This is a genomic window from Bradyrhizobium sp. ISRA464, assembly GCF_029910095.1.
Lineage (GTDB): Bacteria > Pseudomonadota > Alphaproteobacteria > Rhizobiales > Xanthobacteraceae > Bradyrhizobium.
On record NZ_CP094526.1, the window covers coordinates 1,445,038 to 1,467,103 of the forward strand.

Sequence of the window (22,066 nt, forward strand, 5' to 3'; positions counted from 1 at the left end):
CCTACGACGCGCCTACGGCTGCATTCCGAACCGCCATGTCGGATGATCGGAGATGGGTGATCGCGCAGCGGTCATCGATCGTTACCGCGTTCAGCGTTTCCGGCACAGCAGACAGCATCGCATCGGCTCCCTTCCAGTGCAATCAATGCCGCCGTGGAATGTTCGTTCCTATTTTCGAACCCGCCTGCGAGCCTTCGGCTCAAGGAGTTCGCAGAGCTTCCTGGCATCAGCCGGTGCCGCGCTCTTCTGATCGTTGTCGAAATAGACATAAACGTCGTGTCCTTGTCGCTTCCAGCCGCGTATTTGCTTCGCCCAATCGGCAAGCTGCGCTGACCGGTAGTGGCCACTATATCGCCCACCCGGCCCATGGCCGCGGACATAGACAAAATCAGCGGTGCGCTTCCAGGGAGCCGGCGCCTCGTGATGGTCGGAAATGCAGAGGGCAATGTTGCGCGCGGCCAGAAGTTTCAGGATCCGCGGTTCGTACCAGCTCGGATGGCGGAATTCGAAGGCATAGCGCCGGCGACGCTTCAGAAGCTTGAGAAACGCTGCAAGGCGATCAGCGTCGATGGTGAAGTTCGGCGGCAGTTGAAACAGGATCGGTCCGGCCTTGTTGCGTAGCAATGAAAGGCGGTCCTCCAACAGTTCGAGGCTATTGACCGAGGTCTCGGACAGTCGCTTCCAGTGCGTGATGAATTTCGAGGCCTTCCAGGCAAAGACGAACTCCGGATCGGTCGCATCGCGCCAACCCGCGACCGCGTTTTCCGTAGGAGTGCGATAGAAGACGCCGTTCAGCTCTGTCGTACGGAACTGCCCCGCATAGTAGTTGAGCTGGCGCTTCAGCGGCAATCCCTCAGGGAAGAATCGACCGCGCCAGGAGGGATAGTGCCAGCCGGACGTGCCAATCAGAACGTGCGCCATACACTCAACCGGGCTCGTGGATCAGGCATCCTCTACGACTTGGCGGTCCGGTCGCGCCGGGCAAGGTCAGCCTCCCAACCGAACACGGAGCGGCCATCGAGGGCTGGGGAGCGGGCGCGCTCGGTCGCCACAAAAGCATCGAATGACGGCCCGTTCGCCGTCCGCTCTAGCCGGCGCGCCTGATCATCAAGCCGCTTCAGCGCCTGCATCTGCTCGTCGCGGCCGAGCTTCGCCTGCTGCACAGCCGATTTCAGCACCCGAATGGTCTCGTCGTAGACCTTGACGGGCACGGGAAAAGGATGACGGTCCTTGCCGCCGTGGGCGAGCGAGAAACGTGCGGGGTCGTGAAAGCGGTAGGGCGTGCCATGGACGACTTCGGCCACCATGGCCAAGGATTGCACGGTGCGGGCACCGATGCCGGGCACAAGCAGCAGTTCGGGGAAGTCCAACGGCCCGCGATCCGCGGCGGCGGCCAGCGTACCGTGCAGGCGTCGGATGAAAACATCGCTTGAACGGACATCATGATGGGCTGGCATGATCAGGTGCAGCAGGTCCGCTTGTGGTGCGGCCCTGTCCGTCAGTTCGGCATATTCGCGCGCGATGCCATCTGGCCCAAGCGCAGCGAGGAGGTCGAGCTGCGCCTGGCGGGAGGCTTCCGCACGGTGATCGGTGAGGTTGACGATCTCGCCCTGCGAGGGACCATCGATCGCACTGTGTGGTTCATCGACAAAGCTGCGTAGCCCCGCGGAATGCCAATGATAGCGGCGTGCCTGTCGCTTGCGGTCGTTCATGCCTTGCTGGACCACGGTCCATTTACCGTCTTCGGTGACGAAGAAGCCGTGCAGGTAAAGCTCGAACCCGTCCTGGACCGCAGCGCTGTCGACCTTGGCCACCAGGCGGCTGGCGCGGGTCAGGGCAAGGCCGTCGAAGCCGATACGTTCGCCAAGCGCCGATAGCTCTTCCAGGGTGCGCCGCGAATGCTTGCCGCGCCCGCCGCACACATAGATGCCGAGTTCGTCCTGCACCGGCGCCAGCCCGCGCTTGAGCGCGCCGATGACGCTGGTGGTGATGCCGGACGAGTGCCAGTCCATACCCATGACGGCGCCGAATGATTGGAACCAGAACGGATGCGAGAGTCGTTGCAGGAATGCATCCCGGCCGTAGTGACGCACGATGGCTTGCGCGATGATCATGCCCAGCGTCGCCATGCGTTCGGCGAGCCAAAGCGGCACACGTCCGCCATGGAGCGGAAGGTCGGCACTGCCAGTTCGTCGGGCCATTGCGTTCCTGATCCTGAATCGATGTGAATTTTAACAACAAATGAGAAAGCGCGCATACCGGCAAACGCGGGTCTGTCACCGGAGAGCCGGATACGTGCCGGACGGTCAAATCGCTGAGACAGATGCACGGCGTCCGGTGCATAGCTGCCGCTTTCAGCCGTGAAATAAACTCCCACTGTGACGTCCTACCGATCCAGGCAGCCTGATTATCTTTGCAAGGGAGAATGCCGTAAAGCAAAGCTTCCGTGGTCTGGTTCCCTAAGCGATTCTATGGGCCATCGGCGTTTCCCGCGGTCACTGGCGCGTTGGTGAAGAGGAGAGTGCCATTCGTTCTCAAATGATTGGACCCCCGGTCGCGTTCGAGACGCCGAAGCACAAGCCTTGCTCGAGGAGTTCCTGTCGTCTGGTGAATACGGTGCATCGCTTTACGCTGCCGAAGCGGACTCGCAGCCGTGATCACAACACCCTAACCGGGAATCACTCCGCGGCCCGATCGAGGTTCGAGCTGAATTCCTCGAATTCGCTGACCTGCCGAGGCGGCCCCATGAGGACCGGCTGGAACAGCACCGCGGCGGCCATGGTACACAGCAGTGCCAGTGCCATCAGTTTTCCCATGCTGGACATGCCGGGGTAATTCGATGCCCACATACTTCCGAATGCAATGGCGTTTGTCATGGCGCTGAATACAACGGCGCGCGTCAATGCGGACTGCAGCAGGCCGGTTTTTCCGCCTCGCCACGCCATGATGTAGTAGATCTTGAATGCGACACCGACTCCGAGCAGCAAGGGAAGCGCGATGATGTTGGCGAAGTTCAGAGCCAGCCCGTCAAGGACGCAGATCTCGAGAGTGACGGCTCCCGCGAGTAGCAAAGGAACGAGGGTCAGCAAGACGTCTCCGAGCCGCCTCAGAGTGATAAAGAGCAGGACCGAAATCGCCACCAGAGCAAAGGCGCCCGCCTGAATGAAGGCGGTCGTAATGGTTCTTCCGCCCTCGTAGTAGGTGATCGCCGCTCCGGTGGCCGTGGGGTCTGCCTTGAGAACGGCTGTGGCAAATTTCTGCAGAACGTCGGCGTCGTTTGGATCGCCCTTGGGGAGCGCCTCAACGCGCGCCCTGCCATCGGGAAGCACCCAGTCGCCGAGCAGGTCGGGCGGTAACGTCTTGATGCTGATCGGCTTGGGTGACATACCCTGACGCAACTGTTCGAGGTCAAAGCGCAACGGTGAAATTACGGCAGCTTCGGCCCTCTGGCGCGTGCCCGCGTCTGCTTGGGCGAGGCGCGTCAGCAGGGCGGATACGTTCCGCGCGTCATCGGCGGCGGAGCCCTGTTGGTCTCCAGCAGCTACCGACAAGGCTGTTGCTGCGTCCGTTATCGAAGCTACGGTCTGCTCATCGGTTGGTGCGGTGCGATGCCTGGGCTCGAGCGCCGTTCGAAGCCTGCCGGACGCTGACTTCAGTTCAGCGATCTTGGCATCCTGATCGCCGGGAACATAGTTGTTCACCGTGATGGTGCGGGACACTTCAGGGAGCCCATCGAGGCGCTTCGCTGTTGCCGCGGCCTGCTCGATCGACGGTGTCAATATCTCGGCATCGCTGCCGCTGGTCTCCGGGTCCTTTTGCAATTGACGGTAGGTGATCACGGCAGGCGAGCTCGGGCTCTGCAGGTCGACGGGGTTGAAGTCGAACGGCAGACGCACGAGCAACGGAGAAGCAGCGAGGACCAGCCCGATGGTTGCGACCACGACGGCGATGCGGTGGCGCTGGAGAAAGTCATCCAGCGGTCCAAGAAACTTGAAACCGATCGGCGCCGCTTCGCCCGGCGGATTGAGCAGTGCCAGCACCGCCGGCACCAGCGTGATGCTGCAGGCAAACGCAATCAGCATGCCACAACCGGCGATTAGCCCGAGTTCCGAAAGACCGCGATAGCTCGTGGGCAAGAATGCAAAGAAGCCAACAGCCGTGGCCGAGGCAGCGAGGGCGAGGGGGGTGCCGGCTTTCTTCGCCGCGCTTTCCAGCGCCGGGAGCAGATTGCCATGGTCGCGACGTTCGGCGCGGTATCGCACGCTGAATTGAATGCCGAAGTCGACGCCAAGGCCTACGAATAGCACGAAGAAGGCGATCGAAATCAGGTTGAACGAACCGACCATGGCGAGGCCTAGCGCCGCAGTTGTCGCAAGCCCGACCAACAGGCTGAAGAAGACCGCGGCGATGATTTTCCACGACCGCAGCGCCAGCCACAGGGCGATCAGGACACCTAGGAGCCTGTCTGAGTAGTGACTGGTCAAGAGGGTGCGAGTCTGATTCCTTACATAGCGATGAGCAAGGAATTTCGCCCCTGGAAGATCGATGAGGCCCAGCTTCTGCCGCCGCGCGTGCAGGATTATGTGCCGCAAGATCACGTTTCGCGGTTGATCGTGTCGCTGGTCAGGGAAAGCCTTGATCTATCGGCGCTCCTCGGCAGCTACCGGAGTGGGCTGGGTCAGCCGCCGTTTGATCCGCGGATGATGACGGCGCTGCTTCTGCACGGCTATGCGAGCGGCATCTACTCGTCGCGGCGGATCGCCAAGGCGACGGTGGAGCGGGCGGATTTCATGATGATCGTGGCCGGCGACCCGCCGGACTTCCGCACGATCTCGGAGTTCCGGCGGCGGCACCTTAAGGCGCTGGCCGACCTGTTTGTGCAGGTGCTGAAGCTCGCCGAGAAGGCCGGGTTGGTGAAGCTCGGGCACGTTGCGCTCGACGGCACCAAGATCAAGGCGAACGCGTCCAAGCACAAGGCGATGAGCTACGATCGCATGAAGAAGCGGGAAGCGGAGCTTGAAGCGGAGGTCGATCGCTGGCTCAAGGCCGCCGAGGCCGCCGATGCGGAGGAGGACCAGCGCTACGGCGACCAGCGCGGCGACGAAATGCCCGATTGGGTGGCCGACAAGCAGAAGCGGCTTGAGAAGATACGCGAGGCCAAGGCCGCGCTGGAGGCCGAAGCCAAGGCTGCAGCCGAGGCGGAGAGCAAGGCGCGGGCCGAGGCCGAGGAGCGTCGCGTCGCCGAAGGCCGCAAGAAGAGCGGCAAGACGCCGACGAAAACCGAGCCCGACGGCAAGGCGCAACGCAATTTCACCGACCCGGAGAGCCGCATCCTGAAGACCAAGGACGGTTACATCCAGGGCTACAACGCCCAGGCCGCGGTCGATGGTGCCCATCAGATCATCGTGGCGCAGACGCTGACCGGTTCCTCCAGCGATCAGGCGCAACTGGCGCCGTTGCTCGACGGGATCAGGGCCAATTTGGGGACCAATCCCGACGAAGTGTCGGCCGACGCCGGCTACTGCTCCGCCGCCAATCTTCGCACGATCAAGCGGCGGCGCATCGAGGGCTACATCGCCACCGGGAGGCAGAAGCACGGCACCCCGTCCGCCACTGCGAAAACGGCTTCAAGAGCCGGATCGCTGATCGCCAGGATGAGCACCAAGCTCAAGCGCGCCGGCTACCGAAGTCGCTACCGCTTGCGTAAGCAGATCGTCGAACCCGTCTTCGGACAGATCAAACAGGCAAGAGGGTTCAGGCAATTCCTGCTGCGCGGCATCGACAAAGTGAAGGCCGAATGGGCCCTGATCTGCACCGCTCACAACCTCGTCAAGCTGGCGAGGGTCGCATGAGCCGCTATCATTAGCCCGCCTTCCCGGAGCTAACTGGACAGGCTCCTAGCCGTGCAGCTTCAGCAGCGCGCTCCCTGCGAGGTAAATGCCGAGCAGGATCATCGAGATCAGGAACCAACGGCGGAACACCTCCGGCTCCATGCGGGAGCGGACGGTCTGGCCGATGAACATGCCGACAAAGGACGCAGCCATTGCAACGGCGCCGGGCAGCGCAGTGGCCGCCGTCAGCAGGCCCGAGGCGGTGAGGTTGAAGGCCAATGCGACGGTTGCGGTGGTGAAGAAGACGCCGAGCGCCTGCACCAGCTCGTCTCTCTCCATCCCGATCGCCTGCATGAACGGCATCGAGGGGATGACCTGGACGCCGGTCGCGGCCGAGATCAGCCCGGTCACGACACCGACAATGCCGCCGATCCATCTCTCGTCACGCCGCGCGACCTTGAAGCTGAACTTGCTCAGGCCGACGATCGCGTAGATCACCAGCAACAGTCCGAGCACGACGGTACCGTAGGCCGCATAGGGCCCGGTGAGGAGCCCGGCATTGAGCCAGATGCCGACCACAGTGCCGACCATCAGCGGCCACAGCCGCTTGAGGATGTCGCGCAGATAGGGGCCGACGAAGGTCTGCCAGATATTGGTGATGATCGCCGGCACGATCACGATCGCGATCGCCTGGCCCGGCGGCATCGTCACCGCGAGCAGCCCCATAGAGACCGTCGGCAGGCCGAGGCCGAGCGTGCCCTTGACGAAGCCGGCAAGCAGGAAGGCGAAGGCGATGAAGATCAGGAGATGGTCGATCATCGCGGCACATTGACCGATGGGTCCGATCGGCACAATCTGGAGGTTACGGAGTTAGCCTTCGGATGGTCCGAAGGGCTGGGGCGGGAAACGTCATGCGGTTCGACCTGATCGACTTGCAATTGTTCATCGCCGTGGCCGATGCGCGCAGCATCACGCAGGGTGCTGCGCGCGCCAACCTTGCGCTGGCCTCGGCCAGCGAACGAATCAAGGGCCTGGAGGAGGCGTTGGGCGTCGCGCTGCTCAAGCGCGGCCGCCGCGGTGTCGAGCTGACCGCAGCCGGCGAGAGCCTGCTCGACCATGCCCGCATCGTGATCCACAATGTCGAGGCGTTGCAGGGCGATCTCGCCGCCTATGCCAGCGGTATCCGCGCCAGCGTGCTCCTGCTCGCCAACACTTCCGGGCTGTCGGAGCATCTGCCGCGGGCGCTGGCCCACTTCCTGCGCGAACATCCCGACATCAATGTCGACGTCGAGGAGCGCGAGAGCACCGACATCGCGACCGCGATCGCGAGCGGCGCCGCCGATCTCGGCTTCGCCGCCGAACATGCGCTGCCCGACAGCATCGAGCGCTTCCTGTTCAGTGAGGACCGGCTGATGCTGGTGGCCGCGCGGCGCAGCGATCTCGGCAACCGCCGCCAGATCGATTTCCAGGAGGTGGTCGACCGCGACTTCGTCGGCCTGACGGCAACGACTGCGCTGCAGCTCCACGTATCGAAGCACGCGGCAAAGCTCGGCGCGCGGCTGCGCTTCCGCGCCCGCCTGCGCGATTTCGACGCCATCTGCCAGATGGTTGCCGCCGATGTCGGAGTCGCCGTGGTTCCCGAAACCGCCGCGCGGCGCTGCGCGGCGGCGATGCCGATCGTCACCATCCGGATCCGCGACGCCTGGGCCAACCGCCGGTTGACGATCTGCGCGCGCAGCTTCAGGGCGCTGCCGCGGCCGGCCAAGCAGCTTGTGGAATATCTGCGGGCGGAAGTACAGCACTGACCGAACGAGGACATCGCGGCGTTCCGCGCCCACGTCATGATCCCGTTCGAGGAGCTGCGCGGCCGGCTCGACTATTAGTTGCTCGTCAGGATGGGCGCAGATCAATTACCGGGCAATTCAGGACATCAGGCGTTGAGCACCTTCATCGCCGCCTCGTGCACGCGCGGATCGCCCGCTGCGATGATGCGGCCGCCGGCTTGCGCGGGCTTGCCTTCCCAGGTGGTGACGATGCCGCCCGCGCCGGTGACGATCGGGATCAGGCCGGCGATGTCGTACGGCTTCAGCTCGGTCTCGACCACGAGGTCGAGATGGCCGGCGGCGAGCATGCAGTAGGAGTAGCAGTCGCCGCCATAGCGCGTCAGCCGCGCCACCGCCTCGATGCGGCCGAAGCGGGCGCGATCGGCCTCGTTCATCAGCAGTGGGCTCGTGGTGTAGGCGGTCGCCTCCTTCAGCGAGGCGCAGCGCCGCACCGAGAGCTTTCGTTCGCCCGACGGACCGGAATAGTGCGCCGAGCCGTTGTCGCCGGAGAAGCGCTCGCCGATATAGGGCTGGTGCATCATGCCGAACACCGGCGTACCTTTGTGCAGCAGCGCGATCAGCGTGCCCCAGATCGGGAAGCCCGCGATGAAGGACTTGGTGCCGTCGATCGGATCGAGCACCCAGACATAGTCGGCGTCCTCGCGCTCATTGCCGAATTCCTCGCCGACGATCCCATGCTGTGGGAAGTTGGACTTGATCAGCCGCCGCATCACGGCTTCCGCGGCGCGGTCGGCTTCGGTGACGGGATCGAAATCGCTGGCGCTCTTGTTGTCGATCGAGAGCGAGGTCCGGAAGAACGGCAGGATGGTTTCGCCGGATGCGGTCGCGAGGCGGCCAATGAAGGCTGTAAAGTCGATGACCGTCACGGCGGGTCCTTCGCAAAGCGCACGGCGCGGGTAGAAATTGACGATGTTCTTGCCTAGCTCAATCCAGCGCGGCGCGCACGATTAACGGAACGTTATCCCATCCTGATGACGCGGCTCCGGACTTTCGAATCGGCTTCGATTTCGAAAGCTTCGCGGTCCTGGCACTGATCACGAAGTTGCGAGTTCTGGTATACAAGCTATGCGCGTAGCGCTGAACAAAAAGGTCGATCTTTTGCAAGCTGTTGATTTCCAACAGTAAAATGTTCGGCGGCGACGATGTTGCATATTCGCCATCCTCCGCGAGATAGCGCAGGAAATGTTTCGAAAAGTCTTGCGTTTTGTGCAGCGCGGTCGCATATTGTTGCGGTGCGGTAGCGCCTCGCGCTATCGCTGCCCTCCTTGGGCGTTTCCTCCCTAGACTTGGGCCGCTTGTTCATTCAAGCGGCCCTTTTTTCTTTCCGGGCGCCTTGTCCGCTCATCCTTCCCTGGGACAGCGAAGATTCATTTCGCCGCCGGCTACCGCCGCAAATGGATTCCCGGTTCAGGACTTCGTCGCGCCGGAATGACGAATGGATGATGTCACCCTATTCCGCGGCGGCCTGGAACGGTCCGAGATCGGCGAACGGGACCTTGGCCAGCGCGTCGGCGAGCGTTGCGAAGTCCGCCGCCACCTGGCCGAAGCGCGGCCCGCGCTCGCGGCGACGCTCGTCCATATAGACCGCGCGGTTGAGTTCGATCTGGACCGTATGCAGGCCGCTCGCCGGGTTGCCGTAATGTTCGGTGATGAAGCCCCCGGCATAGGGCTTGTTGCGCCCGATCGAGTAGCCGAGCGAGCTCATGATCTCTTCGACGAGGTCAGGCAGGAGCGGCGCGCAGCTCGTGCCGTAGCGGTCGCCAATCACGACATCAGGCCGGCGCGGCTCGTCGCGCGACACGCCGATCGACGGCATCGAATGGCAGTCGACCACGATCGCCGCGCCGAATGCCTGGTGAGCCTTGTTGATCAGCCGGCGCAGTGCGCGATGATAGGGCTTGTAGAGCACCTCGATCCGGGTCAGCGCGTCGTCGACGTCGAGCCGCTCGCGGTAGATCTCCTGGCCGTCGCCGACCACGCGCGGGATGGTGCCGAGGCCGCCGGCCACTCGCATCGAGCGCGTGTTGGCAAAGCTCGGCAGCCGTCCGGTGAACATGCGCGGGTCGAGCTCATAGGGCTCGCGGTTCACATCGATATAGGAGCGCGGGAAATTGACGCGCACGGTCGGAAAGCCGCGATCGCTCAAGCCCGCGATCAATTCGTCCATGAAGGAATCTTCCGAGCGGCGCAGCGAAACGAGATCGATCCGCGATGCCTCCAGGAACGCGGCCGGATAGACCGAGCCGGAGTGCGGGGAATTGAAGATGATCGGCGCCCGCCAGGCGTCGGGCTCGACGATCTCGAATGGGGGCGACAACTCGCCAGCAGACTCGGTCATTCCCTTGGCGCCGTCCCTTGCGTCCGCCTGTCCGTGCACAATTGATTGTGCCGGAAAAGCGGAGATTTATGGGCATGCATTGTCCGTAATCGCGATCATTCTGCCAAGTGAAAAGAGTGTGGCGTGTGCTGGAATGCGTCTGAGGCACCGAAAAAGTTGATTCGATACTTGGATCGGTCCACAAATAGAATGCGTTCTACGCCGACGGGCAGGTGCAAATTTCACCCGAAATTTACCGTCTGTCGGGCTTAGTGTTCGGACTGAACCTCCAGCCGGATTCGACGTTTCCAACCATGCCGAAAATCCTTCTCGCCGAAGACGACAACGATATGCGCCGCTTCCTGGTCAAGGCGCTGGAAAACGCCGGATTCAAGGTCTCGCCGCATGACAACGGCTTGTCGGCCTACCAGCGGCTGCGTGAGGAGCCGTTCGAGATGCTGCTCACCGACATCGTGATGCCGGAGATGGACGGAATCGAGCTGGCGCGCCGCGCCTCGGAACTCGACCCCGACATCAAGATCATGTTCATCACCGGATTCGCCGCGGTGGCCCTGAATTCCGATTCGGAAGCGCCGAAAAACGCCAAGGTCCTGGCCAAGCCCGTGCACTTGCGGGAATTGGTCAGCGAGGTGAACAAGTTGCTGGCGGCCTGATTCGGACGAAAACTCGCATTTTGTATCCTTGCCTGCCCCGCCGGGGTCCGTTATAGGGACCCGACCCAAGACGACGAGACGACTTTGGGGTGCGTAGCTCAGCGGGAGAGCACTACCTTGACATGGTAGGGGTCACAGGTTCGATCCCTGTCGCACCCACCACGCTTCGCCCTGACGGGCTTCGCGTGGCGCAGCGATGCCGGAGACGGTCAGAGCGAAGTGTGTCCGGCGTAGCTTGAACGCAGTGAAAGCGAAGACGGACGGTTACGCCGAAGCCCAACGGGCGCAGGCAGGCTGCCGCCGCGAGCTCCGGCCAGGCCAGGCAAGCTTCGCAATTCCGCTCCTTCGCGGCGACGAGGGACAATCTGATTCAACCTGTCAAACAGCCTGCCCGGGGTCATCGCCCGCGTATGCGGGCGATCCAGTATTCCAGAGACGCCGGTGCTCGAACCGAGAGGCCGCAGCGTACTGGATGCCCGCATGCGCGGGCATGACGACTGAAAGGATGTGACTCCGCATTCTCGCGACATGATTTGTCCGAGCTTTGCATCTCGTTCCGCCCTCTCAATTCGCAGAGGGCGCAGGGAAAGCCGGGTGCCGATCGCACCCATGGGGTCCCGAGCAAATGGAAAGCTCGGGAGGTAGGACCACAGGTGAGACCGAAGAACACTCCGGCTTTCCCTGCGCGATGGTTTACGGCTTATACGTGCTCTCCCCGGCGAGACTGGGCTTTGTTGTCACCGTCATCAGCGAGAGATCTTGCCTCTTGCTGATGAGACACCTGCCACTAGGGCGTCAGGCCTGCACGACTTCGCCGTCCGCTATCTGCCACGCTCGTCAGCCGTGACATCGGCGTCCACCGCATCTCGACCCAGCACTCGTGACGACCGCGAAGCGCCCCTCAAGCGGGTGAGACGGGCGGATTATAGACCGAGTTGAACTTCTGGAAAACAGAAATATTTTCGCATGAGGGGCTTGCGCCGTCGGGCAACTCAGTGATTGGCAGTCACCGGTCCAGCGCGGCTGCGGGGAGCACGGCATTATTCGGCCGGGCGGGTGTGCGACGATCGAGTTGCGGAGCATGTCCTCGTGAAGCCTCCGGACCGCACGGAGATGATTTGGTTCTCCGCCTTCCGGAAGGCGGATATCAACCGGCACCGAATGGATCACTGCGGCGGCACCAGCATTGCCGCACAACAAATGCTCTGTTCAGCACCGACTTCCTACGCCCTGCGGTGCTCCGAAAGAGCGCGATACTGAAACTTCAAGAGGGAAGCCCGCGTACATTGGCGGGCTTCCCCTCGACCTCACCAGTGACGATACCAGCGCGGGTAACCGCCCCCGTAATAGGTGAATGCCGGTCTGACCACGTGACGATAGCGGTAGCCGTAATAGGCCGGCCTAACCGCGGAATAGTATGTCGTGGTGGATGCGCCCCAGCGATACGGCGCGACACCGTAGTCGTAATCGTAATCGTATGCATAGTCGCCGTAATAAGCCGGTGCGTAGTATGCAGGTGCGTAGCCATAGTAGCCGTACCCGGGACCCCAGTCATAGGCTGACGCGGCGAGCCCGCCGACGACCGCGCCGGCGACTAATCCACCTGCGAGCGCGGGCCCGAACCCGTCGCGTGCTTCGGCGGGCGCCGGAGACGCCATCGTGCTCAAGGCGAGCCCGCCGACTGTTGTAAGAACAAGGGCTGTCTTCATAAGATCCTCCTGGGTGATGATTGCCCAAGCCGACCAACGGGGCAGAATGGCATTGGTTGCGAACGGCAGTGCACCGACACCGAGGCGGGCAGCGCACGCGCCAGATCGAGCTTGTGAGGAGAGCTCAGGCAGGAGCCGTGCATCCGTGCACCACAGCGGCTCACAGCCGAACGCAACTCGTTCCGGACCTCTATCGACTGCGTCGGAAAATGATCGGTGCGAGCACGCTGAGCGTGATCATTGTGATCCACAAAGTGGCCCCCAAACGGAAACAGTGGCAACTGGTTCCTGAAGCGAGACAGAATATTTGGCCGCCGCGTCCAGTATCCTTCAGGTGTTCCCCTGCACCAAATGTCGCGGCGCGCCCGCATTTTGGAACGGCGCCGACGGCACAGTTGTTTTTCTAGCAAGGCAGTTCACCGGTGAGCCGCGCAGCCTGTGCTGCGTATCTCGCCGGGTTTTGTTGGAGCGCGGCTGCGACGACGCGAGCGCCAGCTATTGGCGTCGGATTTCCCAAACGGAGCAACCGCCAGATTTCAGGAGGGATCGATGATGCAGAGTAGGATGAAGAGCAAGTTTCTGCTGACGACAGCTGTGCTATTGGCCGGCGTCAGCCTCGCATCTGCGCAAGGGATGCGGGAAGGCGGCATGGGTGGCGGCGGCGGTGTCGGCGCCGGAACCGGCGGCAGCGAGCACGGAACATCCGCGGGCCCATCAGCCGGACGTTCCGGCGGCGCAATGCATGGGAGTCCTTCGGGTGCGGCGCGCAGCGGAGGCGTGACCGAAGGCCGGGGACAGGGCCCGAGAGAAGGCGGACGAGCAGCAGGCCAAACCGAGCGGCAGATGGGCCGTGGCGCAGCCGAACGCGGCGGACGCATGCAGGGCCAGACCACCGGGCAAGCCCGTGGCGCAGAGGAGAGAGGTGAACGGCAAGGTCAGCGCAGTCAGGGCCGGCAACAGCAGACCATAGGACAGGGCCGCAACGAGCGCGAGCAGACTGGCCGATCTGAAACCCGCCAACGTGGTAGCGCGCGGCAAAGCCAGCAGCAGCCGGAGAACCGCACTGGTGCCGCGAACCGAGGTCAGAGCACCACGACGGGCCAGAGCAAGGGCCCGAGCACAACGACGGGCCAGAGCCCAAGAGCCGGCCAGAGCACGACAGGCGCGGCCACTCAGCAGCCTGGTACGACGCAAGGCCGGATGAACTCCGGGCAGACCACCGGTCAGGCCCAGGGTCAGACCGGTACAACCGCTCAGACCCAATCGAACGCGACGGTCCAGACCGAGGCCGGGCGCACCGTGACGGCGCAACAGCAAAGCACGATCCAGCGCTCCGTGCTGTCTGCGCGCAACGCGCCGCGCGTGAACATCAACTCGATCAACTTCGCGGTTAACCGGGGCGTGGTGGTGCCTTCGAGGTTCCACGTCGTGTCGGTCGCCGCCTTCCCGGCGCTGATCGACGTGTTCCCATTTTATCGCGACGACAGCTTCTTCATCGTCGAGGATGAAGTGGTGTTCCTCGATCGCGACCGCCGCGTTGTCGACGTGGTCCCGGTCGGACCGCGGACGCGCTTCAGCCATCGCGGCAGCAGCAGTAGCGTTGCGATCATGGACCTGAGCCCGCAGCAGATCCGCGAGGTGCAGCAGGTGCTGATCGATCGCGGCCTGCTCGTCGGCGAGGCTGATGGCGTGCTCGGGTCCCGGACCCGCGAGGCGCTGATCACGTTCCAGCGTCAGCAGGGTATCGCGACGAGCGGTAGCGTTGATACGCGCACGGTCGCCGCACTGGGTCTGTCGGACAGGATCGGTCAGGGCGCGGGACAAGGGTCGTCGACGGTCGGCCAGGGCCGCACTCAGCAGCAGCCTGCCCAGCAGAACGCGCCTGGACAAACCACCGGCCGGGCGAACCCGCCACAGAACCAGTCGACACCCGGCCAGTCGCCCGCTCAGCAGCAGGCCCCGCAGCAGAATACGACGGGACAAGCCGCTCCACAGAACCAGTCCACGGTTGGTCAGGGCGGCAGCCGGCCGAGCGCAGATCAGAACACGCAGCCCGGCCAGTCGGGCCAGAGCAGCGCTCCGCCTTCGTCAGGCGCGGGCCAGGGCGCGCAGACGCCGGAGCATAACTCCAATCGGAAATAGAATATTGAGCAAGAGCCCCGCTGCAGAGCGGGGCTCTTTTCTTGAGACGGTGCGGCTACTTTATCGCAGATGGCCAAGGGGCGAAGGAGAGCAGTCGCTCGGTCCGAGCGGCGCCTTACACCTCGAGCCATTCCTCGCGAATGGCGGCGTTGGACTTGAGCTGGTCGGGCGTGCCTTCGAACACGACGCGGCCGTGGCCCATGATGTAGACCCGGTTCGAGATCTTCATCGCGATCGACAGCTTCTGCTCGACCAAGAGGATGGCGACGCCGGCTTTCGCGATCCGCGCGATGAGGTCGCCGACCTGCTGCACGATCAGCGGCGCCAGCCCTTCGGTCGGCTCGTCGATCATCATCAATTCAGGATCGCCGAGCAGCGTGCGGCAGGTGGTCAACATCTGCTTCTCGCCACCGGACAGCACGCCGGCCGGCGTGTCGGCGCGGCGGGCAAGATTGGGGAACATGTCGAGCATCTCCTCGAGCCGCCACTTGCCGGGGCGGCGTGGGTCCTTGATGCCGAGAAGGAGATTCTGGCGAACCGTCAGGCCCGGGAAGATGTCGCGGTGTTCCGGCACGTAGCCGAGCCCGAGCCGGGCGATCTTGTAGCTCGGCAGGCCGGCGATATCCCGGCCCTTGAAGCGGATCGTGCCTTGCGGCGGCACCTCGCCCATGATTGCCTTGACGGTGGTGGAGCGGCCGACGCCGTTGCGCCCCAACAGGCTCACGACCTCGCCGGCGGCGATGTCGAGGTCGACACCCTGCAGGATGTGGCTCTTGCCGTAATAGGCATGAAGATTCCTGACCTCGAGCATCAGTCGATCTCCTCGCCGAGATAGGCTTCCTTAACCTTCGGATTGCCGCGGATCTCATCCGGCGTGCCTGACGCGATGATGTTGCCGTACACCAGCACCGAGATGCGGTCGGCGAGACCGAACACCACACTCATGTCGTGCTCGACGATCACGAGCGTGCGGCCCTCGGTCAGGCGGCGGATCAACGCGACGGCGCGCTCGGTCTCCGCATGGCTCATGCCCGCGGTCGGCTCGTCCAGCATGACGACGCTGGCGCCGCTGGCGATCGTGATCCCGATCTCGAGCTCGCGCTGCTCGGCATAGGTCAGCAGCCCGGCCGGCACGTCGCGGCGGTGACTGAGATGGATGTCGTCGAGGATCTGCGCTGTGCGCTGCTTCACCTCGGGCAGATGGTCGACGTTCTTCCAGAAGGCATAGCGGTGTCCGGTCGCCCACAGCACGGCGCAGCGGACGTTCTCCCACACCGTCATGCGCGCGAAGACGTTGGTGACCTGGAACGAGCGCGACAGTCCGCGCCGATTGATCTCGAACGGACGCAGGCCAGAGATCACCTCGCCGTTGAGGCGGATCTCGCCCGAGGTCGGCTTGATGTGGCCGCTGATCAGGTTGAACGTCGTCGACTTGCCGGCGCCGTTCGGCCCGATAATGGCATGACGCTCGCCCTGCGCGACGCTCAAATTGAGATCGCGGATGATGCCCACATTGCCGAAGCGCTTCTCGACGGCTTTGACTTCGATGGCCGCGGTCATGCGAGATACCCCCGATCACGGGCCACCGTCGCGGCGCGATCCCAGGCCTCGGCCACGCGCCGCCATGTGATGCGGGCGACCAGGAAGCCGCCGACGAGGAGCACCGCCGCGGCCGCCCAGGTGGTTGGCGCCGTCGCGACGAAGGGGATGCCGACGAGATTGATGGTGTTGCCTTCACCTTCGCTCGCCGTGTAGCGCGCGACCGTCTCGATGGTGAGGATGATGCCGAGCACCAGCGCGAGCGTCGGAATGGCCGCGACGAGATAGGAGGGGATCACCGTACGCAGCGTCCCGGCGCGGATCAGCGGACGGTGCTTCATCAGGATGCCGGCGATGCCGCCCGGCGCGAACATCACGATGCCGATGAAGATGATGCCGAAATAGAGCTGCCAGACCGTGGTGACGTTAGTCAGCCCGAGCTGCAGATAGGTCACCAGGATGGCGCCGAGGATCGGACCGAAGAAATAGGCAGTGCCGCCGATGAACGCGGCGAACAGCACGATGCCGGATTGCGTCGCGCCGAGATAGGCCGAATTGGCGATCTCGAAATTGATCGCGGTGAGGCCGCCGGCGATGCCGGCGAAGAAGCCCGCGAACATATAGGCGAGATAGCGCACCACATGGGGATCGTAGCCGATGAACTGGACACGCTCGGGATTGTCGCGCACCGCGTTGCAGATGCGGCCGAGCGGCGTGCGGGTCAGCGCGTACATCGCGATCGCCGAGATCATCACCCAGAACGCAATCAGGTAATAGACCTGAAGCTGCGGCCCGAAGGTCCAGCCGAACATGTGCGGCAGGGCGGTGCGGTCGGTGGTGATGCCGGATTCGCCGCCGAACACGCTGCGCAGGATCAGCGACGACGAGGCCACCAGCTCGCCGATGCCGAGCGAGATCATAGCAAACACGGTGCCGGCGCGCTTGGTCATCACCCAACCGACCAGAGTTGCGAAGACAAGACCGCCGATGCCGCCGATCAGCGGAATCACGGGCAGCGGGATCGGCCAGTCGTAACTGGCGACCGCATTCATGACGTGGACCGAAAGGAAGCCGCCAAGGCCGTACTGGACCGCATGGCCGAACGACAACAGCCCGGTCTGGCCGAGCAGGATGTTGTAGGACAGCGCGAAGATGATCGCGATGCCGATCAGGCTGAACGAGGTCAGCGAGCCGCCGGAGGAGAAGATCAGCGGCAGCACGACGAGCGCGGCGGCCGCGATCAGCCAGACGCCGTAGAAACCGAGGGCGCCGCCGGACTCACGTTTCGTCGCGGCGGAGGTGGGGGAAACAGCCTTGATCATGACTCGCGCGTCCCCAGCAGGCCCATGGGGCGGAAGATCAGGACCAGCACCAGCAGCACATAGGGCAGGATCGGCGCGATCTGCGCGATCGTCACGTTCCAGATGTCGGTGAGCGGCGAGGGGCCGAGGCTCGGATCGAGCGGACCGAACACGCTGGCGAGCGAACCGTTCAGCGCGACCGCGAAGGTCTGTATCAGCCCGATCAAAAGCGATGCGATGAAGGCGCCGGGCAGCGAGCCGAGGCCGCCAAAGACGATGACGACGAAGAGGATCGGCCCGAGCAGCGCCGCCATGTCGGACTGCGTCACCAGCGAGGGACCGGCGATGACGCCGGCAAGGCCGGCGAGCGCGCTGCCGACCCCGAACACCAGCATGAAGACGCGCCCGACATTGTGGCCGAGGTGGCCAACCATGCTCGGATGCGTCAGCGCGGCCTGCACGATGAGGCCGACCCGGGTCCGCTTGAGCGTGATCAGAAGCGCCACGAAGATCACGACGGAGACCACGAGCATGAAGATCTTGTAGGCCGGATAATTGGTGGAGAACACGGTGAAGGCGGGAAAGTCGAGCGCCGCGGGGATCCGGTAATCCATCGGGCTCTTGCCCCAGATCATCGAGACGATTTCCTCGATCGCGAAGGCAAGCCCGAAGGTCAGCAGCAATTCGGCGACATGGCCGTGCTTGTGGGTGTTGCGCAGGCCATAGCGCTCGACCGCCATGCCGACCGCGCCGACCAGCAGCGGCGCCAGCACCAGCGCCGGCCAGAAGCCGATCCAGCGCGTGAGCTGGTAGCCGAAAAACGCACCCAGCATATAGAAGCTGGCATGTGCGAAGTTGAGCACGCCCATCATGCTGAAGATGACGGTGAGCCCGCTGGACAACAGGAACAACAGCATCCCGAACAGGACGCCGTTGAGCGTTGAAATGACGATCAACTCAGCCAAGGCACACTCGCTGAAGACTCGAACGATTGACGTGAACAGGAAGCTGCGAACCGACCGGACGCCGGCGTCACCGCCGGACGAAGGCGGGCCTCCGCGGCCGTGCAGCCGCGAAGGCGCTAGCCAAACGGTCGATCAGGGTCGCTTCATCTTGCAGGTGGTCGGGACCATCGCATGCGCGGTGTCGATCTTGGAGACGAGATGCCAGCCCCAGCCGGTGTTCTCCTCGTCGAACGGCTCCTTTGCCTTGTCGGCCAGCGTGCCGAACGAGGAGATGTAGATCGGCTGGAAGAACTGGTGATCGTCCTTGCGCATGGTGCCCTCGCCGCCGTCAAGCACCTCGAACTTCAGGTCCTCGAGGGCAGCCGCCACCTTCACCGGATCGATCGAGTTGGCCTTCTCGGCCGCCGCCTTGAACATCCGCATCTCGTTGACGGCGCGCGGATACCACAGCGACATGTTGGCCTTGGCGCGGAAATCCTTCTCGAAATCCATCGCCGCCTTGTTGCCGGAATTGGGGATGCCTTCGGAGATCTGGAACACCTGGTGATCGAGGCCGGTCTGCTTGATCGCGGTCGGCCCGCCTGCGCCGCCGGCGTAATAGGTGTACCAGTTGACCTTGAGGCCGGCGTCAGCCGCCGCCTTCAGCAGCAGCGCGATATCCTGGCCCCAGTTGCCGGTCACGACGCTGTCGGCGCCCGACGCCTTGATCTTGGCGATATAGGGCGAGAAGTCGGTGATCTTGAGCAGCGGATGCAGCTCGTCGCCGACGATCTGGACGTCCGACCGCTTGGCCGCGAGCATCTTGCGCGCCTCTGACCGCACCGACTGGCCGAACGAATAGTCCTGGTTGATCAGGTACACTTTCTTGATGGACGGCTGATCCTTCATGTAGTTGGTCAGCGCTTCCATCTTGATGTCCGAGCTCGCGTCCCAGCGGAAGTGCCAGTAGCTGCACTTCTCGTTGGTCATGCTCGGATCGACCGCGGCATAGTTGAAGTAGAGCACTTCCTTGCCGGGGTTGCGGGAATTGTTCTTGGTGACGAAATCTTCCAGCGCGGCGCCGACCGACGAGCCGTTGCCCTGGGTGATGTAGTGGATGCCGGCGTCGACCGCCTTCTGGGCCTGAACCAGGCTCTCCTGCGGATTGGTCTTGTTGTCGAGCGGGACGATTTCGATCTTGTGGCCGAGGATGCCGCCCTTCGCGTTCAACTCGTCGGCAAGATACTGGAAGGTCTTCAGGCCGCCTTCACCAACGCTCGCGCCGCCGCCGGAGAGCGGATCGATATAGCCGATCTTCAAGGTTTCCTGCGCGGACGCCGCGCCACCAAGCATCAGGACGGCCGCAGCCATGGCAAAGGGAAGATAACGCATATCTTGTCGTTTCCTCGTTGAAGATTGACTTTGGTTGAAGGTGTTCCGCTGATCATGCAGCGCAACAGCAAGGTCGATACTGCGAAGGACCTGTCATTGACAAGTCTGGTTCGGGCATGGCTCGTGCCCGACCGTCCCGCAAAAGTGAGCGAGCGCTCGGTAAGTGTTTGCAACGGGATCGCCGCATCCCGTGGCGAGGAATAAGGCTGCCGCGACGAGGGGACAGACGTTCAGACATAAGTCGCTGTTTCCGAAAGATTTTGCCAATCGGGTGATTGGAATATTCGATCAAGATCGTCTCATCGGACACCGATCGACGTCGTCAAGCGCATCTCGAGCGACGCGATTGTCGCGCCCGTCACTTTGCGCTGGACACCGATGCGTCTTGCGGTAAGGGGTTGCTCTCGTGGTATACCAGGCTCGGGCTCGCTGTCCGCTTACGCGGACATTCTCCGCGAAGCCTGGCTCGGGCGTTGAAGACAACACGGCATCGGCTTTGAAAGAGAGAGCATGGCGCGCAACATTCTGATCCTGGGAGCCTCATACGGCTCCTTGCTGGGGACCAAGCTTCTGATGGCGGGTCACAACGTGACCCTGGTCTGCCGAAAGAAGACGGCGGAGCTGATCAATCGCGACGGCACCGAAGTGCGCATCAAGCTGCGCGACGAGCCGAACCACCGGTCGATCTTCTCGCGCGACCTGCCGGGCAAGCTCGATGCGGTGACGCCGGCCGACGTCGATCTGTCGCGCTACGATATGGTCGGCCTTGCGATGCAGGAGCCGCAATACACCAACCACACGGTTCGCGTTCTCATGATCAAGATCGCGGCGGCAAAGCTGCCGTGCCTGTCGATCATGAACATGCCGCCCTTGCCGTATCTGAAGCGGATTCCCGCGCTGGCCGGCATGGACCTGGAAGAGGCGTACACCAATGCGCAGGTGTGGGAGCGCTTCGAGCCGGGGCTGGTGACGCTGTGCTCGCCCGATCCGCAGGCGTTCCGTCCGCCGGAGGAAGCCGCGAACGTGCTTCATGTCGGCCTGCCGACCAACTTCAAGGCCGCGGTCTTTGCCGATGACAGGCACAACAAGGTGCTGCGTGAGCTGGAAGCCGACATCGACGCGGTGACGCTGGACGGCCAGGATGTTCCGGTGAAGCTGAAGGTGTTCGACTCGCTGTTCGTCCCGCTGGCGAAGTGGTCGATGCTGTTGACCGGCAACTACCGTTGCATCACGCCGACAGAGCCGCAATCGATCCGTGATGCCGTGCACGGCGATCTCAAGCTGTCGCAGTCGATCTACGACCATGTCGACGCCATCGCGCGGCAGCTCGGCGCGGACCCTGCCGATCAGGTCCCGTTCGCGAAATACGCCAAGGCGGCGGAAAGCCTGCTCAAGCCGTCATCGGCGGCCCGTGCGGTGGCCGCCGGCGCGCCCTTCATCGAGCGCGTCGATCTTCTGGTGAAGCTGATCTCGCACCAGCTCGGCACGCCGAGCGCGGAGATCGACCGCACGGTCGACACCGTCGACCAGAAGCTCAACGAGAAGGTCGTGCAGAGCGGATCGGGCGCGGACTGACCGCCGCGCGTTCATGGCGGGGCAGGGCCATCTCGCAGCGTAAGCGCGCGGCGTTCCGATATCGGCACGTGAGGTGAGCCACGCTAGTCGCGCTCCGGAGCTGACGTTTCCACCTCGGCATGGCCGGGCACAGCCGTCTGAAGCACGGCGTCGCTTCCACTCGCCTATGCCCGGCCATCCACGTCTTCCCTCACGTGGAAAACCAAAGACGAGGATGCCCGGGACAGGCCCGGGCATGACGAGTTTGTGGGTAGACCAACTAAGCCACAGGCATCGAACGCGCGGCATAACCGGCTTATGCAATTGCCCTGTCCCCATCGGGGAGAGGTGAACCTCCATTGCCGCTCCAGCTCAACCTAATCTCATCACGCGCTAGGCGTGATGCGTCACGCCCAGAATCGTCACCGACCGCGTCTGGTGGCTCGGCGTCTCGAACTCGATCGCCTGCCCGACTGAAAGTCCGATCAACGCGGCACCGACCGGTGTCAGGACCGAGATACGCTTCAAGGCGATATCGGCTTCATGCGGATACACCAGCACGACTTCCCTGACGTCGCCGGTGTCGTCGTCGCGATAGCGCACCCGCGAACCCATGCGCACCACGTCATGCAAATCGGCGTCGTCGGCGACGACCTTGGCGCGCTCGGTCTCCTGCGCGAGGAACTGCGCCACGCGCGGGAACCGCTCCATGCTGGAATCGGCCAGCGCACTGAGACGCTGCACCTCGCTCGCCGCGATCGTGATCGGTGGCAAGGAAGTAGCGGGCAAATTGAAGCTTCGAGTCATGTCTGTTCACCT

Annotated in this window: 19 protein-coding genes and 1 tRNA gene; 6 read left to right on the forward strand and 14 right to left on the reverse strand. The window is 63.4% G+C overall.

The features are described from left to right. Positions 1–168: 168 nt before the first annotated feature. From MTX19_RS06770 to MTX19_RS06785, 4 genes are all read right to left on the reverse strand, one after another. Entirely contained in the window at positions 169–921 is a 753-nt protein-coding gene (locus MTX19_RS06770) for a DUF72 domain-containing protein (protein ID WP_280982952.1), read from the reverse strand. Between the two features lie 32 nt (positions 922–953). After that, the gene (locus MTX19_RS06775; protein WP_280982953.1) at positions 954–2,201 is read right to left on the reverse strand and encodes a DUF763 domain-containing protein; all 1,248 of its coding nucleotides are present in this window, start codon (positions 2,199–2,201) and stop codon (positions 954–956) included. After that, positions 2,111–2,377: a hypothetical protein gene (locus MTX19_RS06780; RefSeq protein WP_280985021.1), complete on the reverse strand. Its 267-nt coding sequence runs from the start codon at positions 2,375–2,377 to the stop codon at positions 2,111–2,113. Before MTX19_RS06780 ends, MTX19_RS06775 begins: the two co-directional genes overlap by 91 nt. Positions 2,378–2,678: 301 nt before the next feature. Further along, on the reverse strand, positions 2,679–4,484 hold the full coding sequence (locus MTX19_RS06785) for an MMPL family transporter (RefSeq protein ID WP_280982954.1): 1,806 nt from the start codon (positions 4,482–4,484) through the stop codon (positions 2,679–2,681). Positions 4,485–4,514: 30 nt separating this feature from the next. Here MTX19_RS06785 and MTX19_RS06790 point away from each other — a divergent pair, with 30 nt between their 5' ends. After that, positions 4,515–5,852: an IS1182 family transposase gene (locus tag MTX19_RS06790; RefSeq protein ID WP_280979491.1), complete on the forward strand. Its 1,338-nt coding sequence runs from the start codon at positions 4,515–4,517 to the stop codon at positions 5,850–5,852. Positions 5,853–5,897: 45 nt separating this feature from the next. On the opposite strand, the gene MTX19_RS06795 is transcribed toward MTX19_RS06790, so the two are convergent. Then, positions 5,898–6,650 (reverse strand): sulfite exporter TauE/SafE family protein, encoded by a 753-nt coding sequence (locus MTX19_RS06795; protein WP_280982955.1) that lies wholly within the window; start codon positions 6,648–6,650, stop codon positions 5,898–5,900. Between the two features lie 92 nt (positions 6,651–6,742). Here MTX19_RS06795 and MTX19_RS06800 point away from each other — a divergent pair, with 92 nt between their 5' ends. Next, on the forward strand, positions 6,743–7,636 hold the full coding sequence (locus tag MTX19_RS06800) for a LysR family transcriptional regulator (protein ID WP_280975722.1): 894 nt from the start codon (positions 6,743–6,745) through the stop codon (positions 7,634–7,636). Positions 7,637–7,761: 125 nt separating this feature from the next. Here MTX19_RS06800 and hisN read toward each other — a convergent pair whose 3' ends face one another. After that, a complete protein-coding gene (gene hisN, locus MTX19_RS06805) occupies positions 7,762–8,541 on the reverse strand; it encodes a histidinol-phosphatase (protein ID WP_280982956.1) in 780 nt (259 codons plus the stop codon). Between the two features lie 584 nt (positions 8,542–9,125). After that, positions 9,126–10,013, reverse strand: coding sequence for an N-formylglutamate amidohydrolase (locus MTX19_RS06810; protein ID WP_280982957.1), 888 nt, complete (start codon positions 10,011–10,013; stop codon positions 9,126–9,128). Positions 10,014–10,306: 293 nt separating this feature from the next. Here MTX19_RS06810 and MTX19_RS06815 point away from each other — a divergent pair, with 293 nt between their 5' ends. Both MTX19_RS06815 and MTX19_RS06820 read left to right on the forward strand, forming a co-directional pair. After that, the gene (locus MTX19_RS06815; protein WP_280977984.1) at positions 10,307–10,666 is read left to right on the forward strand and encodes a response regulator; all 360 of its coding nucleotides are present in this window, start codon (positions 10,307–10,309) and stop codon (positions 10,664–10,666) included. 87 nt (positions 10,667–10,753) lie between these two features. After that, positions 10,754–10,828 (forward strand) — tRNA-Val (locus tag MTX19_RS06820). Positions 10,829–11,973: 1,145 nt separating this feature from the next. Here MTX19_RS06820 and MTX19_RS06825 read toward each other — a convergent pair. Further along, on the reverse strand, positions 11,974–12,375 hold the full coding sequence (locus MTX19_RS06825; protein WP_280982958.1) for a hypothetical protein: 402 nt from the start codon (positions 12,373–12,375) through the stop codon (positions 11,974–11,976). 1,200 nt (positions 12,376–13,575) lie between these two features. Between MTX19_RS06825 and MTX19_RS06830 the strand changes: the two genes are divergently transcribed. Then, on the forward strand, positions 13,576–14,517 hold the full coding sequence (locus MTX19_RS06830) for a peptidoglycan-binding domain-containing protein (RefSeq protein ID WP_280982959.1): 942 nt from the start codon (positions 13,576–13,578) through the stop codon (positions 14,515–14,517). Between the two features lie 115 nt (positions 14,518–14,632). On the opposite strand, the gene MTX19_RS06835 is transcribed toward MTX19_RS06830, so the two are convergent. From MTX19_RS06835 to MTX19_RS06855, 5 genes are all read right to left on the reverse strand, one after another. Beyond that, entirely contained in the window at positions 14,633–15,328 is a 696-nt protein-coding gene (locus MTX19_RS06835) for an ABC transporter ATP-binding protein (protein WP_280985897.1), read from the reverse strand. Then, entirely contained in the window at positions 15,328–16,077 is a 750-nt protein-coding gene (locus tag MTX19_RS06840) for an ABC transporter ATP-binding protein (protein ID WP_280982962.1), read from the reverse strand. Before MTX19_RS06840 ends, MTX19_RS06835 begins: the two co-directional genes overlap by 1 nt. Beyond that, the gene (locus MTX19_RS06845; RefSeq protein WP_280985898.1) at positions 16,074–17,378 is read right to left on the reverse strand and encodes a branched-chain amino acid ABC transporter permease; all 1,305 of its coding nucleotides are present in this window, start codon (positions 17,376–17,378) and stop codon (positions 16,074–16,076) included. The genes MTX19_RS06840 and MTX19_RS06845 overlap by 4 nt, the downstream gene beginning before the upstream one ends. Then, positions 17,375–18,322: a branched-chain amino acid ABC transporter permease gene (locus MTX19_RS06850; protein WP_280975731.1), complete on the reverse strand. Its 948-nt coding sequence runs from the start codon at positions 18,320–18,322 to the stop codon at positions 17,375–17,377. Before MTX19_RS06850 ends, MTX19_RS06845 begins: the two co-directional genes overlap by 4 nt. A 132-nt stretch (positions 18,323–18,454) precedes the next feature. Beyond that, complete coding sequence (locus MTX19_RS06855) at positions 18,455–19,693, reverse strand: branched-chain amino acid ABC transporter substrate-binding protein (RefSeq protein ID WP_280975732.1); 1,239 nt, start codon at positions 19,691–19,693, stop codon at positions 18,455–18,457. A gap of 510 nt (positions 19,694–20,203) precedes the next feature. Here MTX19_RS06855 and MTX19_RS06860 point away from each other — a divergent pair. Further along, on the forward strand, positions 20,204–21,268 hold the full coding sequence (locus MTX19_RS06860) for a 2-dehydropantoate 2-reductase N-terminal domain-containing protein (RefSeq protein WP_280982964.1): 1,065 nt from the start codon (positions 20,204–20,206) through the stop codon (positions 21,266–21,268). Between the two features lie 372 nt (positions 21,269–21,640). Here MTX19_RS06860 and rnk read toward each other — a convergent pair whose 3' ends face one another. After that, positions 21,641–22,054 (reverse strand): nucleoside diphosphate kinase regulator, encoded by a 414-nt coding sequence (gene rnk / locus MTX19_RS06865; RefSeq protein WP_280982965.1) that lies wholly within the window; start codon positions 22,052–22,054, stop codon positions 21,641–21,643. Between the last annotated feature and the right edge of the window lie 12 nt (positions 22,055–22,066).

Excerpts from the sequence above, each read along its gene's own strand:
- MTX19_RS06775 (WP_280982953.1), bottom strand. The coding sequence starts at position 2,201 with ATGGCCCGACGAACTGGCAGTGCCGACCTTCCGCTCCATGGCGGACGT.
- MTX19_RS06800 (WP_280975722.1), top strand. The coding sequence starts at position 6,743 with ATGCGGTTCGACCTGATCGACTTGCAATTGTTCATCGCCGTGGCCGAT.
- MTX19_RS06845 (WP_280985898.1), bottom strand. The coding sequence starts at position 17,378 with ATGATCAAGGCTGTTTCCCCCACCTCCGCCGCGACGAAACGTGAGTCC.
- MTX19_RS06835 (WP_280985897.1), bottom strand. The coding sequence starts at position 15,328 with ATGCTCGAGGTCAGGAATCTTCATGCCTATTACGGCAAGAGCCACATC.
- MTX19_RS06795 (WP_280982955.1), bottom strand. The coding sequence starts at position 6,650 with ATGATCGACCATCTCCTGATCTTCATCGCCTTCGCCTTCCTGCTTGCC.
- MTX19_RS06860 (WP_280982964.1), top strand. The coding sequence starts at position 20,204 with ATGGCGCGCAACATTCTGATCCTGGGAGCCTCATACGGCTCCTTGCTG.
- MTX19_RS06810 (WP_280982957.1), bottom strand. The coding sequence starts at position 10,013 with ATGACCGAGTCTGCTGGCGAGTTGTCGCCCCCATTCGAGATCGTCGAG.
- MTX19_RS06840 (WP_280982962.1), bottom strand. The coding sequence starts at position 16,077 with ATGACCGCGGCCATCGAAGTCAAAGCCGTCGAGAAGCGCTTCGGCAAT.
- MTX19_RS06825 (WP_280982958.1), bottom strand. The coding sequence starts at position 12,375 with ATGAAGACAGCCCTTGTTCTTACAACAGTCGGCGGGCTCGCCTTGAGC.
- MTX19_RS06830 (WP_280982959.1), top strand. The coding sequence starts at position 13,576 with ATGAACTCCGGGCAGACCACCGGTCAGGCCCAGGGTCAGACCGGTACA.
- MTX19_RS06855 (WP_280975732.1), bottom strand. The coding sequence starts at position 19,693 with ATGCGTTATCTTCCCTTTGCCATGGCTGCGGCCGTCCTGATGCTTGGT.
- rnk (WP_280982965.1), bottom strand. The coding sequence starts at position 22,054 with ATGACTCGAAGCTTCAATTTGCCCGCTACTTCCTTGCCACCGATCACG.
- MTX19_RS06770 (WP_280982952.1), bottom strand. The coding sequence starts at position 921 with ATGGCGCACGTTCTGATTGGCACGTCCGGCTGGCACTATCCCTCCTGG.
- MTX19_RS06815 (WP_280977984.1), top strand. The coding sequence starts at position 10,307 with ATGCCGAAAATCCTTCTCGCCGAAGACGACAACGATATGCGCCGCTTC.
- MTX19_RS06790 (WP_280979491.1), top strand. The coding sequence starts at position 4,515 with ATGAGCAAGGAATTTCGCCCCTGGAAGATCGATGAGGCCCAGCTTCTG.